Raw genomic sequence first — 16511 nt, 5'->3', positions numbered from 1 at the left:
GATCATCTCTGTCTGGTCTGCGTTCCAGGTAAAGTGATCTTCCCAGCTATCCTGACGCGGATGAAAGAGGGGAGCTGGTTGCCCAGTCGTCGGGTCGGGGGCTTCGATACAGTCATACTTTGCACCATTGCAGCCGCCACAACAATAGGCCCGGTTTTCCAGCCCATCGGAGCCGCCCCGACTGGCGGGATAGATGTGATCAATCGCAAACGGATCGGGGGAGAACCAGTCCGGCCTGCCGCAGTACTCACAGAGTCGGTTTGCTCGCCGCCGCACCTCGGCGTGTTGGTCTACCGTGAGCCGCATCAGACCGGGAGAATGCCCAGTTTCTGCATGACCGTCTGGGGCGTTTCCTCTCGAAGCTGCGCTAGTTCGACCACTGCCTCCAACCGTGCCACTTGCCAGCGCTCCATTTCCGTGAGATACGCAAGGCGCTCGATATGCTCATCAGGTGTGAGTGTCCCTGCCTCGGCTTTTGTATCCAGCACTGCCTTGCGGCTCCAGAAACTCTCGGGGAGCCCTTCGGAGATCAGCCTGAGCAGCGTACTTTCTCGATCTACAGCAGGCTCCTTGAAAAGTGCCGCCGCCATGAGCGAGGCCGCGACTTCCTCAGTCGGTCGGTTCTGCTTCTTCGCCAGAGCCTCCAGACGCCGTTGAGTGGGTTTATCGAGCGTGATGGTCATGGGGAAATTATATCGCGCTATTCCCCTGCAAAGGACTTGGACAGACGCATGCTATGTACCAAGTTCTCCCTGACGATCTATCCAGCGACCTAGGAAGAACACGACAGAAGCTGTCGCTAGTATTCCAACTATGGGAAGTAGTATCCACAGTCCGAAGTGAATCCCACCTAATAACCAGAACTCGCACAGGCCAGCGATGCAAATACAAAATGAAGCGAGCATCAAAAAATAGAAAGCAATTCGCCGGTAACGCAAAAGTGAGAAAAGCCCACCAGCGAATGTGCTCACGCTTGCGGTAACCAGCATGATTATTAAGACGTATATCTGAAAGTAAGGTGAATCCCTTTGGAGGCCAAAAAAATCAACTGCGCAAAGTGTTCCCCAAATGGCTCCCCAGAGCATTAGTAGTAAGGCAACGAGTATCTCCCCAACAGATCGCCGGGGGATTTGTTGTTGGGTAGTCTCCTGTTGTCGTTGCATCGCATAGTGTAACAGAAAAACCCTCTTCGATCCTAAGGAACCGAAGAGGGCTTTAGCCTTCTTGCCGACCACCCATTGGGTACCCGGTGGGCCGATTTATCCGCCCGGACTCGTGATGACGCCCGACCGTGAAACGACGCCCTATGCCCCGAACATTACGCCCTAGCCACCAATTGGCGCAGGACGTAAGGTAGAATCCCGCCGTGGAGGTAGTACTCCACCTCGATGGGCGTATCGATCCGCAGCGTGACGGGCTGCTCGATTGTCGTGCCATCGGCCTTGGTGATCGTCAGGGTCAGGCCCATGCGCGGGGTGATTCCCCCAGCCACACCCGTCAGATCGAAGGTTTCTGTGCCATCAAGGCCCAGCGTTGCGGCGCTGACACCGTCGGGGAACTGGCAGGGGAGGACGCCCATTCCCACCAGGTTGCTGCGGTGGATGCGCTCGAAGCTCTGCGCGATCACGGCCTTGACACCCTGGAGCGCCGTGCCCTTCGCCGCCCAGTCGCGGCTGGAGCCCGTGCCGTACTCCTGACCCGCCAGAATCACCAGCGGGACGCCCGCGGCCTTGTACTCCATCGCCGCATCGTAGATCGCCACGGGCTCACCCGCGCCATTGATCTTCGTGATGCCGCCCTCCACACCGGGCACCATCTGGTTCTTGATGCGGACGTTGGCGAACGTGCCGCGCACCATCACCCGGTCGTTGCCACGGCGCGAGCCGTAGCTATTGAAGTCGGCGGCTTCCACGCCATGCTCCACCAGGTAGCGCCCCGCAGGGGAGCTGGCCTTGATCGCACCGGCGGGGGAGATATGGTCGGTGGTCACCGAGTCGCCGAGAATCGCGAGGGGGCGGGCGCCAATCACATCGGCGGCGACACCGGCATCCGGCCCGAAGTTCTCAAAGTAGGGCGGGTGCTGGATGTAGGTCGAGTTCTCGTCCCAGGCGTAGAGATCGCCCGTGCTGGAGCTAATCTCCTGCCAGAGCGGGTTCTGCTCCGCAAAGCCTGCGTAGAGCTTCTGGAACACGGCGGGATCTTCCGCGGAGCCGATCAGCGCGGCGACTTCTTGCGGAGTCGGCCAGATGTCCTTGAGGTAGACGGGGCTGCCATCACTGCCTGTGCCAATCGGGGCCGTGGTCAGGTCAATGCTCACCGAGCCCGCGAGCGCGTAGGCGACCACGAGTGGGGGAGACATCAGGAAGTTCGCCTTGACGTTCTGGTGCACACGCGCCTCGAAGTTGCGGTTCCCCGAGAGCACGGCAGCCACGGTCAGGTTGTTCTCGACAATCGTCTTCTCGATGGAAGCGTCTAGGGGGCCGGAGTTGCCGATACAGGTCGTGCAGCCGTAGCCCACCGTCTGGAAGCCCAGCGTGTCGAGATACTCTTGTAGGCCCGTCTTGGTCAAGTAGTCCGTCACGACGCGTGAGCCCGGCCCAAGCGACGTCTTCACGGTCTCGCGGACGGTCAGGCCCTTCTCCACCGCCTTCTTCGCCACCAGGCCCGCCGCCAGCATGACACTCGGGTTGGACGTATTGGTGCAGCTCGTGATCGCGGCGATCACCACATCGCCATCACTTAACGTCTCGGTTTCGAGCTTGCGATCCGATACCGGGCTTCCGGCCATAGGCAGAATCTGGAACTTGGTGTTGGCCGCGACCAGCTCGCCGAACTTCTCTTTCACATCGGTCAGCGCGATGCGGTCCTGGGGACGCTTCGGCCCGGCGACACTGGGGACAACCGTGCTGAGGTCGAGCGTCAGGAGCTGGCTGTACTCCAGTGCACCGGCGGCGGGCATCCCAAAGAGCCCCTGCGCCTTGAAGTACTGGCGGAACGCATCGACTTGGTCCTCCGTGCGGCCCGTGTTCGTCAAATACCGGCAGGACTCCTCGTCCACGGGGAAGAAGCCCATGGTCGCGCCGTACTCAGGCGCCATGTTCGCGATAGTCGCACGGTCGGTGAGGCTAAGCGACGCCGCGCCCTCGCCGTGGAACTCCACAAACTTGCCAACCACTTTCGCCGCACGCAGCATCTCCGTGAGCGTCAGAACCAAGTCCGTCGCCGTGACGCCTGGAGTGAGCTCGCCGGTGAGCGTCACACCAACGACATCGGGAGTCAGGAAGTAGACTGGCTGACCCAGCATTCCCGCCTCGGCCTCGATCCCCCCAACGCCCCAGCCGACAATACCAAGGCCGTTGATCATGGTCGTGTGCGAGTCCGTGCCCACCAGCGTGTCGGGGTAGAAGACGCCCTCGCCGTCCACTAAAACACCCTTGGCCAGATACTCCAAGTTCACCTGATGGACAATCCCGATTCCGGGAGGCACAACGGAGAACGTATCAAACGCCTGCATGCCCCACTTCAGGAACTGGTAGCGCTGCTCGTTGCGGGCAAACTCAATCTCCATATTCTTCTGAAGCGCATCGCCACTCTCGCTCACGTCCACTTGAATGGAGTGGTCCACCACCAGGTCAACCGGCACCAGTGGCTCGATGATCTTCGGGTTCTTGCCCAGCTTGGCGGCGGCATCGCGCATCGCGGCCAGGTCAACCAGGAGTGGTACGCCCGTAAAGTCCTGAAGCACGACGCGAGCAACCACAAAGGGAATCTCCGCCGTGCGCTCACCGGTCGCTGCCCAGTTCGCCAGAGTCTTGACATCGGCATCGGCCACGCGCACGCCATCGCAGTTGCGCAGCACCGACTCCAGCACAATTCGGATCGAGACCGGCAGCGTTGACACAGGCCCGATTCCAAGTTTTTCCAGCTCCGGCAACGAGCAATACTTGCCGGTTTTTCCCCCGGCGTAGGTAAACTCACGAATCACATCAAACATTGATTTTCTTTCTAGGGCGCACAAATGGGCCCACTGGTTCAGCAAGGAGGCTAAAGCCCCCTGATTTTGCTTTTCTTACGTTGTATTGTACCTGGTTTCGTGTTATGCTCCCAATGAATTGATTTTATAGAATAGATGTGATTTACGCATGGAACTACGTCAACTTGAAGCCTTTGTGACCGTCGCCCGTCGGACGAGTTTTACGCGGGCGGCGGGGGAGTTGCACCTGACGCAACCTGCCGTTACGCGCCAGATCGCGGCGTTGGAGGCGGAGCTGGGAGCGCTACTCTTTGACCGGCTGGGCAAGAGCATCCAGCTCACGGGGGCAGGGGAGACACTTCTTGGCTACGCCGAGCATATCCTGCGCCTCACGGATGAAGCGCAGGATGCCTTAGAGGAGCTGGCGGCGGGGCGTGTTGGACGCATCGCCATTGGCGCGGCGAGCACGCTGGCGACCTATGTGCTCCCGCCCTTACTCACGCAGTTTCGGCAGGAGCACCCTGGAATCGAGCTGTCTCTACGAACCGGACTCTCAGCGCGGGTGCGGGAGCTGGTGCTCAGTGGCGTGGTAGACATTGGGCTGGTGACGACCGAGGGGGAGCCTGCGGAGCAGGAGGGGGTTCTTGTTTCCGAGTCACTGGGCATCTACGAGACCGTGCTGGCGGTTCCACCCGGACACAAGCTAGCCACCCAAGCCACCGCAACCGTCACTGAGCTTACCGGCGAGCCGCTCTTAGCCATGACCGCAGGAACCAACCTCCGCACCTATGCCGAGCACGTCCTCGCCGATGCAGGCGTCGCCGCCAGCGTCACGATGGAGCTGGACTCCGTCGAGGCGATCAAGCGCATGGTCGAGGCCGGCCTAGGCGTCTCGCTCCTACCCCGCGTCGCCATCGCCACCGAAGTCGCGGCAGGACGCTTAGTCGCCCTCACCCTCACCGGTATCCCCCTCCCCGAGCGCCATATCGTCGTCCTACGCCGCCGGGACAAGCACCAGACCGCACCGCTGCTAGCCTTTATTCAGGCGACAAGCAACCAGTAGAGCCGTGCAACGGATGCGTTGTCCATGAGTAATTTTCGGGGTTGCTGACGATTGGGCTCGATGCGCCAGCGCGTGAAATGGCCACCGTCTTTCGGGTCGCGGAGGGTGTTCCAGGCGAAGCTGCCGCAGGCTTCGGCGCGGGCGCGCAGATAGGGTGCGTTGGTTTCACGGTGCAGCTCCAGAAATGCCTCGACCAGCAAGTGCGAGAAGTTGGCTTCGTCGCGGAAAGCTTTGGTGCTAGGCTCGACAAACTCTTTCTCACACGCCAGCGCGATGCGGTTGGCTTCGGTGAGGTAGTTTTTTTCGCCGGTGGCTTTCCAGATAGCCAGATTCGAGCGGAGCATGAGCGCGGCGTTGTAGGTCCACTTGGTGCGCTCGAGCTTGCCCTTGAGATCGCAATTATCGAGAAAGAGACCATCACTGTCTTGAAGCTTGGCGTTGGTCCAGGCGACGATGCGCTTCGCCCAGCCGACGTAGTAGTTTGCGTTGAGATGTCTTGCCACGGCAAGCGCGGCCATGGCACTAGGGCCGTTAGAGCAGGTGTTCTTGCTTTTATGATCCTCACGCCAGTAGATGCCGCCGCCGAGTTTTTCGTCCCAGCCGGAGAGCACAAAGCGCAGTGCCTCGACGGCACGCAGGAGATACTTTCGCTCCCCGGTCTTCTCATAGGCCTCAACGAAAGTCAGCACCATCCACGCGTTGTCGTCGTAGTACTTGTCGGAGCTCCCCGGCGACGAGAGATAGGCATCGTAGCCGGGGATCGGAGCATTGGTATCCCAGTAGCCTTGGAGTCCCTCGAAGAACGCACCCATTTTTGGGGTATCGCCCGCACCGGCTAACATCGAGAACGCGATCCCATTGCCCCACATGAACTCCCAGGGGAGCACCTTGGGATTGGGGGGCGTGGTGGGACGAAACTTCCTCGCCCGCTCGTCCCAGAAGCGATCCAAACAGTAATTCGTGGTGGCGACGGCACGCTCACGCCAGAGCTTAGATTGCATGAAGTTTTCTGAGCTGCACCAGCGCATCGGCAAGCAGCGTTTGGTTGTGTGTGGAGTTGAGCCAAGTGCTTGCCCCGGAGGAGTGCGGAAGCGGCAGGTAGAGTCGCCCGTCTTCTTTCTCAAACACTTGGCCGATCAGCTCCTCGAGGGGCGCTTTTGACAAGAAAGTCTTGATGGCGAGGCCGCCAAAAAGCACGACAGCGCATGGCTGAACCAGCGCTAGCTCGGCATCTAGCCAGGTGCGGCAGAGTTTTTGCTCGGCAGGCGAGGGCACCCGATCTTTCGAGCTACCCGGATTGCGCCCCGGAAAGCACTTGGTGATCGCGGCGGCGTAGATGCGTGTCCCGAAATCTGACTCCTCAAAGCCCGCCTCCAGAAACCAGCCACGCAGCTTACGCCCCGCTGGTCCTTCATAAAACCGCCCCGACTCGTTGTCCGTGCGCGAGGGAGCTTGCCCGATGAGAAAAATCTCCGCACCAGGCTGACCCAGTACCAGCGGATTGGCACTCGGGAGAAAGCCCGCTGTAACGCACTTCTGGCAACCACGAATCTCCTGCTGAAGAGTCGGCAGGGTCATCCTGGCTTTTTCTCCGAAATCTGGCGGAGAGCTTCTCGGTCACTCTCACGGGAGCCCGGATTAAAATCAAAGCGAGCCTCTTCGGTGATAAGCACTTGCCGTCGCTGCTCCAGGCGCTCGGCAAGGCCTTTCTGCGCTGAGGTGATATAGACTGCCACTCTGCTCTGGGTGTCCTTGATCTCGATTCCGGTCTTGGTGGCTCGCCAGCGCACGGGCACCGCTCCATCGGCATCTACCCGGACAACCTCGGCTGGCTTTTTAAGGTAGTCGGGGAGCGGGAAGTTAAACGTGCTGGTACGAGGCGCACCAAAGACAAACACTTTCTTCTCGACGTCTGGCGTGTAGGCGTTGTCGCAAGCAAGACAGACCGCGCCGCGGGGCGCGGCGATCACGGAGAGCTCCCACTTGTCCTTGGTAGCTGCAAAGTGCGTTGCCGCGCCTTCCAGGTAGTAGCTCTCAAGCAGGCGAATCTCCCTGCCGATGCGCTGCATCTCGGCGAAGGTGTCGGGAAACAGCACCCAGGAAATGGGCTTGAGATTGAACCAGTAGAGGCTGGTGATACGGCTCGCGAGGGCGTGGTAGGCTTGCAGGCGCAGCTCATCGGGCGTGGGCGCACCACGGGGACGCCAGCCCTTCCAGTCGTCGTGGGGGCCTTGCGACCAGTAGGCAGTAGGCGCAGGCTTGTAGCACTCACGCAGGCTCCGGCACAGCTCACCAATGGTCTCGAGCGGTGCGCCCCAGGAGATTTTTACGCCGCCGGGCCACTCGTAGCTGCGCCAGGAGTCCGTGGCGGGGGCACAGACCCGGTAGGCATCGTAGTGAGGAAAGTCCGAGATTCCCGCGTACCGGCACCAGCCTCGTGGGTCGCTCCAGGTGACCGTCGTGGCGAGGCGGCTGGTAGCAAACGGTGCGAGCTTTCCCCAGACCTCTTGTGGTGGTGTCGGGCCTTTTCGTCCGCCGTACTGTGGCTCCCCTAGAAACTCAACGGCATGGACTCGGGGAAGCACGCGCTCGTTGTCGTAGCTTGCGACGGGCTGGCAGCCGTGGAAGTGCTTGAGTGGATACTTTTCACTCAGACCTGTATCGGAGTAGCCGGGCACAAGCGGGATATGTGCCGCATTGATATGGACACTCTTCAGTGCTCGTAGATACGGCTCCTCGGTGAGGTATTTTTCGCCAACCCAGCCGCCGGAGAGATCAAACGCCTCACGCTTGATGCGCTGGTGCGCCCAGAGTGAGCCCGTGCTCAGCTTGACCTCAATCAGGCAGTAGGTAAGCGGGAGCTTGCCGGTCTCTAGCGTGAGGGCGATAAAGTCTTGGGCGGGGACATTTCGGACACTGGGCGCAAGCGCTGGCGTCGCAGCAAAGCGATTGGGTAGCTTCGGATCGGGGGGGAGCCAGAGGCGCACAGACTCAACCGTGGCTTTGGAATTTCCTTTGTTTTCTAAGTGGAGAACGAGACGGTCAGGTTGGACGCTCTCACCCAGAAACGTCGCAGCAGCGATACTTACCTCGGTAGCCTTGAGCGCTACTTTGACTCCAGGCTTGTCTTCATCCCACTGGAGCATCACAGACTCGGGCAGGGCTTGGAGCGCGTTAAAGGTAAGAACCGTGAGCTGGCCCGGCGCGACGGCAACACTGGCATCGGGAGCATCGTGGGGGAAGTCGCACCAGCCCCACGCGCTACTGGCGATGCGCTCTGCCGGGTTCTCGCCCTCAATGAGCAGCTCAGAGCGACGAAAAGGGGAGCTGCCACGGACGATCAGGCGCACGAGAGCACCTGCTGAGGGAACGGCGGGCCGGAAAAACTTCAGTGTCTTGGCCGAAACATGGGGCGTCACACTTGCCCCAACTACCTCGACTGCCATCATGTTAAAATCTCTCGAAGCGCTCGACATCTACGACCCACGCAATGGCCCCACCCACTTCAACCTCGACGGGGGAGGGGATAAAGGTTCCTACGGGTCCCGCGTCGGGCGGCAGGACATTGACATACTGCTTGCGACTCTTGCTAGCCTCGTTGATCAGGCCCAGAACTCTTTCCACGTCCTTGTCGTCGGCCCCAATCAACAACGTTATGTTCCCCTCCCGAAGGAAGCCCCCCGTTGATCCGATCTTTGTAAACTTGAACCCGTTCCTGAGCAGACTTTCGCTGATCTTTCCCCGGTCCCGGTCGTGGACGACTGCGATGACTAGTTTCACTTGGTTTAGAACCCTCCTCCGTGACGGCGACGTCGGGGCCATTATACGCCATGATTGCCTCAATTTCCCAGCGTGTTAGCTCGCGCCACTGCCCCGGAGTGAGGATTCCCAGCAGAACAGGCCCAACTTGTACTCGAATAAGGCGCACAACCGGGTGCCCGACCGTATCGAGCATGCGGCGAATCTGGCGCTTGCGGCCCTCGTGGATCACCATTTCGAGCCGCGTGTAGCCCTTACTCGACTTGCCGAGCTTCGTGACCTGTGCCTTCGCCGTGCGCCGCGTCTCCCCTTCGAGGGTGAGCCCACGTGCCAGCCGGTTGAGCGTGTCCGATTCCGGGGAGCCTTCCACGGTGACATGATACGTCTTGCCCAGGCTCATGCTGGGGTGTGTCACTTTGTAGATAAAATCGCCGTCGTCGGAGAGCAGTATCAGGCCCTCAGAGTCCGCGTCCAGGCGTCCCGCAGGCTTGAGAGTGACACCAGGCATCGTCACAAGATCGGTCACTTTTAGTTTCGCATGGCGGTCGCTCATTGTGCAGACATAGCCCGGCGGCTTGTGGAGCGCGACATAGCGCCGCTTGCCTTGCACGGGTAGTGCCTTACCGTCCACCGTGATCTTCTGGGTCGTGGGATCTACCTGAACACCCTGCTCTGTCACCACCACGCCGTCCACGGTCACACGGCGACCCGCGATCAGCTCCTCCGCCCGGCGGCGCGACGCAACGCCTGCATCCGAGATGGCTTTCTGAAGACGAATAGTGGAGGGGGGGATTTCACTCATGGTAATAGCTCGATTATTGGAAGAGAGGAGTTGGGGTGGGCAAGTGACGAAACGGATTCCACCGCCGAGTAGGTGTGTATGTCCAGATAGTCTTCCCCTTGCGGCGCTCTGTGGACAATCAGCCGCCGGTTGACAACGTCCACAATCCAGTACTCGGGAATGCTTGCGGCTGCATAGAGTTTGAGTTTCTCGTTTTTGTCCCAGCTCAGCGTTGCATCCGAGACCTCAACTACCAGAGCGCAGTCTGAGGCGGTGGGTGTATCGCTAAAGCCTTCCGTGGGTTGTGTGAGGACAAAAACATCGGGCTCAGGATCGCTGTCCTGGCTGACCCGTATCGGCGACTGTGAGCCCACATACTCCCAACCAAACACCGCTTCTAGTGACCGGCGAACTCGTTTGGTAGCATGGACATGGCGAGGGTTCTGTGGCATCTTCTCCAGTAAGTCTCCGTGGATGTACTCCGAGGTGCCCGGAACCACGAGGCCACCGTCCACCAGCAAGCGCACCTGGGCACGCGTCAGCGGAAGGCGACGAGGAGGGGCAAGTGTTTCCATAGACCCTATCGTATCGCGTTACGGACGATTTCCACACCAGCAACCATACTCGCAAGCTTCTTCTTCGCTGCCCAGCGTGCGGTTTGAGAGAGGCCACAGTCGGGAGCAAAGGCGAGCTGCTCCGCCGGAGCAAACCCTAAGCACCGCCGCACGCGGCTCGCAATATCCTCGGGCGTCTCGATGTAGTAGCTCTTCACATCCACAATCCCCACCGCCGCGATCTTCCCGGCCTCGGCGATCTGCGTCAGAATCTCCAGCTCCGCGAACTCACGGCTGGCCATCTCGACATGGATCTCATCGGCGGAAAATCCTAGAAACGCGGGAAACATCGGAGCGTACTGGCGCGGCCCCACGGCGCGGGCCTTGTAGTTGCCAAAGCAGAGATGGGTGGAGAGATGGCACTTGCCCACAATCGGCGCGACCGTGCGATTGAAGATCTCGACAAAGCGCTCCGGGTCTTCTTTATGGGCATAGCAGCTCATCGAGGGCTCGTCTACCGTGATCTCCGTACACCCCGCCTCCACCAAGGCAACCAGCTCCGTCTGCACCAGTGGCAAGAGCGCCTCCGTAATCGCCCAGCGATCCGAATAAATCTCGCCGGGAAGTAGCCGCCCCGAGAGCGTGTACGGCCCCGGCACCGAGGCTTTCAGAGTTGCGCCCCCCCCAGCCCCCGCCCGGCGGGGGAGAGCTAAGCGCTGCAACCGCTTGAACTCATCCACTGCCCCGAGTCCCTTGGGAGCCGTCAGTGCCGCCACAATCGGGTGCTTGCCGCGCTGGTCATGGGCAGGCGGGCCAAAGTGACGAGGTGGCGCACTCTCCAGCTCGATACCCTGGATATAGCCGTAGAAACTTAGATTGAAATCAAGGCGCGTCTGCTCACCGTCGGTGATCACGTCTAGCCCCGCGGCAGTTTGGTCATGGAGCGCAGCGATCACCGCATCTTCCTGAAGCTCCGCGAGATCGTCGGGGCCAAATTTGTCTAGGTTGGCGGCGGCAAACTCCAGCCAGCCTGGAAACGGGTAGCTACCAATAACCGTGGTGCGAAGAGGTGTTGTTTTCATATTCCGTTTTTCTGATACACCCGAATGTAGTCGATTTCATAGCGCGTCGGGAACACGGTTTTGGAGAAATCGCCCCCGTTTTGACCACCTACGGAAAGATTGACTAAGATATAGTGCGGCTGTTTAAACGGGCACTTGCCATCGGGATTGGTGGCGGTTGCCAGCTCGGTGCGGTTTAACAGCCTTCCATCTACGGAAAGCTCGATAGCCGTCTCGTCCCAGTCCATCCGCCATGTATGAAACTTCTTTGTCCAGTCTTTACCGAGCGACTCTAGCGGCGTCTTAGTGCTATCCCACTTTGCATTCCAGCGCTGCTTGGTTCCCCAAGCGACATTGGCGAGCAGATCTCCACGATAGAACTCCATGATGTCTATCTCGCCATTGCTGGGCCACTCACCCTCGACGCCTAAAGTCCAGAACGCAGGCCAGAGCCCGAGCTGGGTGTCAATCTTGGCCCGCATCTCAAAGCGCCCGTACTGCCAGCTCTGAAGCCCCGACGTGCTCAGGCTCGACGAGGTAATCTCGGCGAACTCACGGCTCTCCCGCCAGCTCTTGCTGCCAGGCTTAAACGCCGGATTTTTCACCCGCTCCCGCCGCGCTTCAATAATCAAGTTACCTTTTTCGCACCAGGCATTGGCCTCTTGATAGAACTGGTGCTCCTCGTTGCGGACAAAGCCGTGCTCAAACTTCCAGTTCTTTGGATCGGGCGGGCCGGGTTGGTTAAACTCCTCGGCCCAGACTAGCTTGTACATCCTACCCCCTGACCCCCATGCATGGGGGAAATATAAGGAATTCCTCTTGTCTCCCCCGCCCGGCGGGGGGTGGGGGGGCTGGCACTCTACCGATTGAGTGGCTTGTCCACTTTGGGGCGCTGGGGGAGGTTTCCGATATTGATCGCGGTTAGAAAGACCGTTCGCGTGATCTTCTCCATCTTATTGAAGTCAATCTTGCTCACTTCATCGCCCACTTGGTGGTAGTCTTCATGGACGCCGTCAAACCAGAAGCAGATTGGGATGCCTTTTTTGGCGTAGTTAAAGTGGTCGCTGCGGTAAAAAAAACGGTTCGGATCGTCGGGCGCATCGTACTTGGGATCGTAGTCGAGCTTGAGGTACTTGGCGTTGGTCTCGTGAATCAGCTTGCCCAGCTCGGTGCTCATCATGGTGGTGCCAATGACATAGATGGAGTTTGGTCCCGAGAGATCCTTATTCGCGGGTTTTGTGTCGCCTGCGGGCTTGCTGCGACCAATCATGTCAATATTGAGCTGCGCGACGATCTGTCCAATCGGGACGGTCGGGGTGTCGACAAAGTACGACGAGCCCTGGAGCCCTTTTTCCTCGCCTGCGTGCCAGACAAAAAGTAGCGAGCGCTTGGGCCGCGCTTGCACGGCTGCCTCGGCCATGGAGAGGATCGCCACTGTCCCCGAGCCATCGTCGTCCGCTCCGTTGAAGATCGTGTCCGTGCCGCGTCCGCCGGTTCCCACATGGTCGTAGTGGGCTCCCACGGCCACAAACTCACTCTTGAGCTTCGGGTCGGAGCCTTCCGCAATCGCCACAACATTTTGGGTATAGATGCGCTCGATCTTGGCCTGGACGGTCACGGAGACACTCTTACCGACACTCAGCAGTGCTTGTGCGCTTGCTTCCGGGCTCAACATCACCACAGGGACGGCGGTGGGTGGCTCAGGAGTCGGGGTGCGCTCCATGCGCCAACCTGCCCTGCGGCTTGCCTGAACCGCGTTTCGTCGCCACCAGCTCTGGTTAGTCGAGGTACGCAGGACGGCTACCGCACCCGCCTCAAGCACTTTGGGGAGTACCGTATCACGGACTTCGGGGCCCAGCAGCACGATTTTCCCTTTGACATCGGCCGAGCCAAGGTCATCGGTAATGCTCACAAGGTCCCCGGTGGCGCTGCCATTGCCCCGCTCAATCGCAAAGCTCTCCCCGAACTTAACGGCAGTCTCTGCAATCGTCAGGCTGGACTTCGTCTCATCAAAGCCCATCTTGATCATGGGGATTTTCTGAAAGAACGTGCCTTTGTCTCCACCGGGCTTGAGTCCCCATTTTTTCAGGTGAAAGGCAAGAAACTCCGCTGCGACATCGAGCCCCTGCGAGGGCGTATCACGGCCTTGGAGAGCATCGGAGGCAATAAAAGTCAGGTAGCCGCGCAGGTTCTCTGCCGTGATCACTTTATCGCCGATGAGGCGAGCGCCATGCAGATCGGCTGGTTTGGGGGCAAGCTGTGCTGGGGCAATAAGCGCGGGAAGGGGTAGAAATAACATGTTTATTTAGTGTCCATCATCTGTAAATTCTGATTCGATATCGGCGCGGGTCTGAATCTTGTCGACAAGCCCATCGCGGATAATCACGGCGCGGTCCGAGACGCGAATCATCTTCGGGTCGTGGGTGGCGGTGATAATCGTCACGTTGTGTTCTTGGTTGAGCTGGCGAAGAAGCGCGATAATCTCTGTTCCTGTGTTCTGATCAAGGTTTCCGGTGGGCTCATCGGCGAGGACAATCGCGGGATTATTGGCAAGAGCACGTGCAATCGCCACACGCTGCTGCTGACCTCCCGAGAGCTGGCCTGGCTTATGGTGGTAGCGATGACCGAGGCCGACGGTATCGAGTAGCTCCATCGCCCGGGCGGTGCCTTCATCGCTGGGCTTACCCGCAAAGACGGTTGGGAGCATCACGTTCTCTAGCGCCGTCATCACAGGAATTAAGTTAAAGGTCTGGAAGATATACCCGATCGTGTGGCAGCGAAGAAACGCCAGCTCATTGGCATCGAGCTGTGCCATGTCCACATCGTTGATAAACACCGTCCCTGAGTTGGGCTTATCGAGTCCGCCGATCATGTTAAAGAACGTCGACTTACCCGAACCCGACGGCCCAATAATGGAGATATACTCCCCGCGCTTGATGTCCAGAGAGATGCCTTTCAGAGCACGAGTTGTCTCGTTACCCATCACGAACTCTTTGGTCAGGTCTTTGGCGCGAACGACGTACTCGATCTTGTTGCTTCCAGTGCTTTTTTCGTTGCTCATTCTTGAACCGTCCTACTCTTTAATTTGCTCAATAAACTGATGAAAGGTTCTTCCACAGTTTTAAAAAAAATAAATGCTAGTATCAAGCATCCAAATATAGAAATGATAAAGGCTACATATTTATTATTAGTTATATACTGGTGTCTATACGCTATTTGAAAACAGTAAATGAAAAATAAATGAACTAAATATAAAGAAAATGAAATTTTTCCTAGGATTGTAAGTGGTCTAGTGGTTAGTAATCGACGAAATATGCTTGATTTATTCCTTGATATTGCAATTAGTCCATATGCCGTAGCTATACCTAAGAGGCTATCGCTGAATGGCAGCAAAATGACACCCAGTTTGCTTGAGATAGGTATCAGCTTGCATAAAATAATTAGTATTATAAATGTGAATATAGATATATAATGAGAATTTTCTTCAATTGAACTGATTTTAGGTTTGTGAGATACCCAGCAAGAATAAATACCTAAGGTAAATAAGAATAAATACCAGGGACTGCACAATTCCCATGATTTATATGATGCATAAAATGCACAAAATGCAGTCAGAATACCTCCTGCGACTAGTCCTGCAAGTGCTACGATATAGGGGCCCCTTATGAGTAGAAAGTGAATGATAAGTGGGAAGACTAAATATAGTCTAAATTCTAAATTGACAGTCCATAGCCATTGCGCAGGATAGGAATGATTTGGAAATATGTCCTGAACTAGAAATATGGAAAATATAATTGCCGCTATGTCTGGCTTTTGATAATTTTTAGATAATATTTGGTATGCAAACTGAGATGTTATTGCTATGATTAGTGTGATATAGAGAGGTGGTAAGATGCGAATAGCCCGACGGAGATAAAACATTTTTGCTTCGGGATACATTTTCTTCTTTTTTGTGATAGGAATGGTTAAGCAAAAACCTGAGATGACAATGAAAAGCCCAACTGCGAAATGTCCATGTCGGATCCAATCAACAAAGCCTAGATACCAAGGAATATCTGGGAATCCAAGTAAAATGAGATAGGCATGATAAAGCATCACCCAAAGTGCCGCAACCGCACGTAGGCCATCTAGGTATTCTAGATAGTTTTGTCCTGGCTGAATCTCGGTTGTTTTCGTCATTCAGTAGGTCTCTAAACGTCGCTTCGCAGCGCAGCGGCGGGGGGGATACGTGAGGCGTTAATGGCAGGAAAAAGGGTTGCAACCATAGTTAGCGCAATCCCAAGGACGATACAGAATACTAAATTTGTACCAAATGCTGCACCCGTAAAGGAACCAGACCATGTTTCACCGTGAAAGGCGGTCTTAGGGTTAAACGAGAAGTACTTCGTGACAATCATTAAAAGTGTCCCAACAAGATAGCCTAGGCTAGAGGCTATTGCCCCCATCAGCGCGGCCTCAATCAGGAAAATCTTGACGATAAACTGCTCCAGCGCCCCGAGACACTTCATGGTTCCAATCTCACGGAAACGCTCCGTCACGCTCATGAGCATCGCGTTGGTAATTCCAACCGCGCAAACCAGGAGCGAGAGTCCGACCAGCCAGTTGCTCCGCGCCACTTCATCCGCCGATGCATTGGCTCCCGCAACGGCCTTGCTGGTGAGCACCGAGGCAAGAAACGCGATTCCTAGAAATACTCCACCTGCTGTGATCATCGAGCGCCAGAAGCGAATCTTGATCGTGTTGAGCGCGAACTCAAAGGCTTTCTTGAAAGGAAGCTGAACGCCTTTCTTGACGCCGCTCTTGCTCATTTCTGTACTGTTGCTCATTTTTTCTTTGTCGTTCCCGTTTGAATGCCGATTAGCCGACGGGCTGCTAGCATCTTCAAGTAGGCGGTCACCGAGGTCTCGGCCTGACGCTTATTGAGCTTGTAGCTCTCACTGATCCGCCGTGCGATTTTATCCACGCTATGAGTGCCATCACAGAGCTCCCACACATCGGAGCCAATCTGGTCGAGCTCAATCTTTTTGTGGTCGGGGAGCTTGAAGCACCGAGCCACGAAGTTCCCCCAGCGGTCTTGCCGACGGGGGATACGCACCAGCACAAGCTCCGGCAAGCCCTCTTCCCGTGCCACTTCGCGCGACCAGAGAATCTTGGGATGACGAACGGGCCGTGATGCCAATACTTGGCCCCGACTTGGTCGGTTCTTCTTTCCCTCGACGGCGGCGCGGAGCTGCGCGATCATGCTGTTCATCCGTGGCACCTCACCCGGCTCACCAGCGCTTCCAAGGGGTCGGTGGCGCGAAACGGACGAAGGCTCTGG

16 protein-coding genes and 1 pseudogene are annotated in these 16511 nt (G+C 57.5%); 1 reads left to right on the top strand and 16 read right to left on the bottom strand.

Annotated features, from left to right (window positions below; genetic code table 11):
- The 3 genes from AC1XOS_RS09615 to acnA form a co-directional block, all read right to left on the bottom strand.
- A partial coding sequence (locus tag AC1XOS_RS09615) for an HNH endonuclease (protein WP_481962001.1) occupies positions 1–306 on the bottom strand: 306 nt, incomplete at its 3' end.
- Positions 306–683, bottom strand: a complete 378-nt coding sequence (locus AC1XOS_RS09610) for a hypothetical protein (RefSeq protein ID WP_481962000.1) — start codon at positions 681–683, stop codon at positions 306–308. The genes AC1XOS_RS09610 and AC1XOS_RS09615, both read right to left, overlap by 1 nt.
- Before the next feature lie 635 nt (positions 684–1318).
- Positions 1319–3994, bottom strand: a complete 2676-nt coding sequence (acnA, locus tag AC1XOS_RS09605) for an aconitate hydratase AcnA (RefSeq protein WP_481961999.1) — start codon at positions 3992–3994, stop codon at positions 1319–1321.
- 148 nt (positions 3995–4142) lie between these two features.
- On the opposite strand from acnA, the gene AC1XOS_RS09600 reads away from it, so the two are divergent.
- Entirely contained in the window at positions 4143–5036 is an 894-nt protein-coding gene (locus AC1XOS_RS09600) for a LysR family transcriptional regulator (RefSeq protein WP_481961998.1), read from the top strand.
- On the opposite strand, the gene AC1XOS_RS09595 is transcribed toward AC1XOS_RS09600, so the two are convergent.
- From AC1XOS_RS09595 to AC1XOS_RS09535, 13 genes and pseudogenes are all read right to left on the bottom strand, one after another.
- Positions 5015–6037 (bottom strand): glycoside hydrolase family 76 protein, encoded by a 1023-nt coding sequence (locus tag AC1XOS_RS09595; RefSeq protein WP_481961997.1) that lies wholly within the window; start codon positions 6035–6037, stop codon positions 5015–5017. The two genes, AC1XOS_RS09600 and AC1XOS_RS09595, sit on opposite strands and share 22 nt — an antisense overlap.
- Positions 6027–6614: a uracil-DNA glycosylase family protein gene (locus tag AC1XOS_RS09590; RefSeq protein ID WP_481961996.1), complete on the bottom strand. Its 588-nt coding sequence runs from the start codon at positions 6612–6614 to the stop codon at positions 6027–6029. The genes AC1XOS_RS09595 and AC1XOS_RS09590 overlap by 11 nt, the downstream gene beginning before the upstream one ends.
- The gene (locus AC1XOS_RS09585; protein ID WP_481961995.1) at positions 6611–8485 is read right to left on the bottom strand and encodes a hypothetical protein; all 1875 of its coding nucleotides are present in this window, start codon (positions 8483–8485) and stop codon (positions 6611–6613) included. The genes AC1XOS_RS09590 and AC1XOS_RS09585 overlap by 4 nt, the downstream gene beginning before the upstream one ends.
- Position 8486: 1 nt before the next feature.
- Positions 8487–8858 (bottom strand): cyclic-di-AMP receptor, encoded by a 372-nt coding sequence (locus tag AC1XOS_RS09580; protein ID WP_481961994.1) that lies wholly within the window; start codon positions 8856–8858, stop codon positions 8487–8489.
- Positions 8859–8898: 40 nt separating this feature from the next.
- A pseudogene (locus tag AC1XOS_RS09575) lies at positions 8899–9597 on the bottom strand (pseudouridine synthase); the annotation flags it as partial.
- Positions 9594–10151 (bottom strand): Uma2 family endonuclease, encoded by a 558-nt coding sequence (locus tag AC1XOS_RS09570; RefSeq protein WP_481961993.1) that lies wholly within the window; start codon positions 10149–10151, stop codon positions 9594–9596. The pseudogene AC1XOS_RS09575 and the gene AC1XOS_RS09570, both read right to left, overlap by 4 nt.
- A gap of 5 nt (positions 10152–10156) precedes the next feature.
- Positions 10157–11212, bottom strand: a complete 1056-nt coding sequence (locus tag AC1XOS_RS09565) for a methionine synthase (protein WP_481961992.1) — start codon at positions 11210–11212, stop codon at positions 10157–10159.
- Positions 11209–11964, bottom strand: a complete 756-nt coding sequence (locus AC1XOS_RS09560; RefSeq protein ID WP_481961991.1) for a glycoside hydrolase family 16 protein — start codon at positions 11962–11964, stop codon at positions 11209–11211. The genes AC1XOS_RS09565 and AC1XOS_RS09560 overlap by 4 nt, the downstream gene beginning before the upstream one ends.
- An 86-nt stretch (positions 11965–12050) precedes the next feature.
- Complete coding sequence (locus tag AC1XOS_RS09555) at positions 12051–13490, bottom strand: M28 family peptidase (protein ID WP_481961990.1); 1440 nt, start codon at positions 13488–13490, stop codon at positions 12051–12053.
- A 6-nt stretch (positions 13491–13496) separates the two neighbouring features.
- Positions 13497–14252, bottom strand: coding sequence for an ABC transporter ATP-binding protein (locus tag AC1XOS_RS09550; RefSeq protein WP_481961989.1), 756 nt, complete (start codon positions 14250–14252; stop codon positions 13497–13499).
- Positions 14249–15370 carry an acyltransferase family protein gene (locus AC1XOS_RS09545; protein ID WP_481961988.1) on the bottom strand — a complete coding sequence of 374 codons (1122 nt, stop codon included), beginning with the start codon at positions 15368–15370 and terminating at the stop codon, positions 14249–14251. The genes AC1XOS_RS09550 and AC1XOS_RS09545 overlap by 4 nt, the downstream gene beginning before the upstream one ends.
- Before the next feature lie 11 nt (positions 15371–15381).
- Positions 15382–16017: an ABC transporter permease gene (locus tag AC1XOS_RS09540; RefSeq protein ID WP_481961987.1), complete on the bottom strand. Its 636-nt coding sequence runs from the start codon at positions 16015–16017 to the stop codon at positions 15382–15384.
- On the bottom strand, positions 16014–16511 hold a 498-nt coding region (locus AC1XOS_RS09535; RefSeq protein WP_481961986.1), incomplete at its 5' end, for a PqqD family protein. The genes AC1XOS_RS09540 and AC1XOS_RS09535, both read right to left, overlap by 4 nt.

The sequence above is a fragment of the Armatimonas sp. genome (assembly GCF_964826245.1).
Note: the sequence above shows the minus strand (reverse complement) of the source record. Positions and strands in the feature narration are given on the sequence as shown.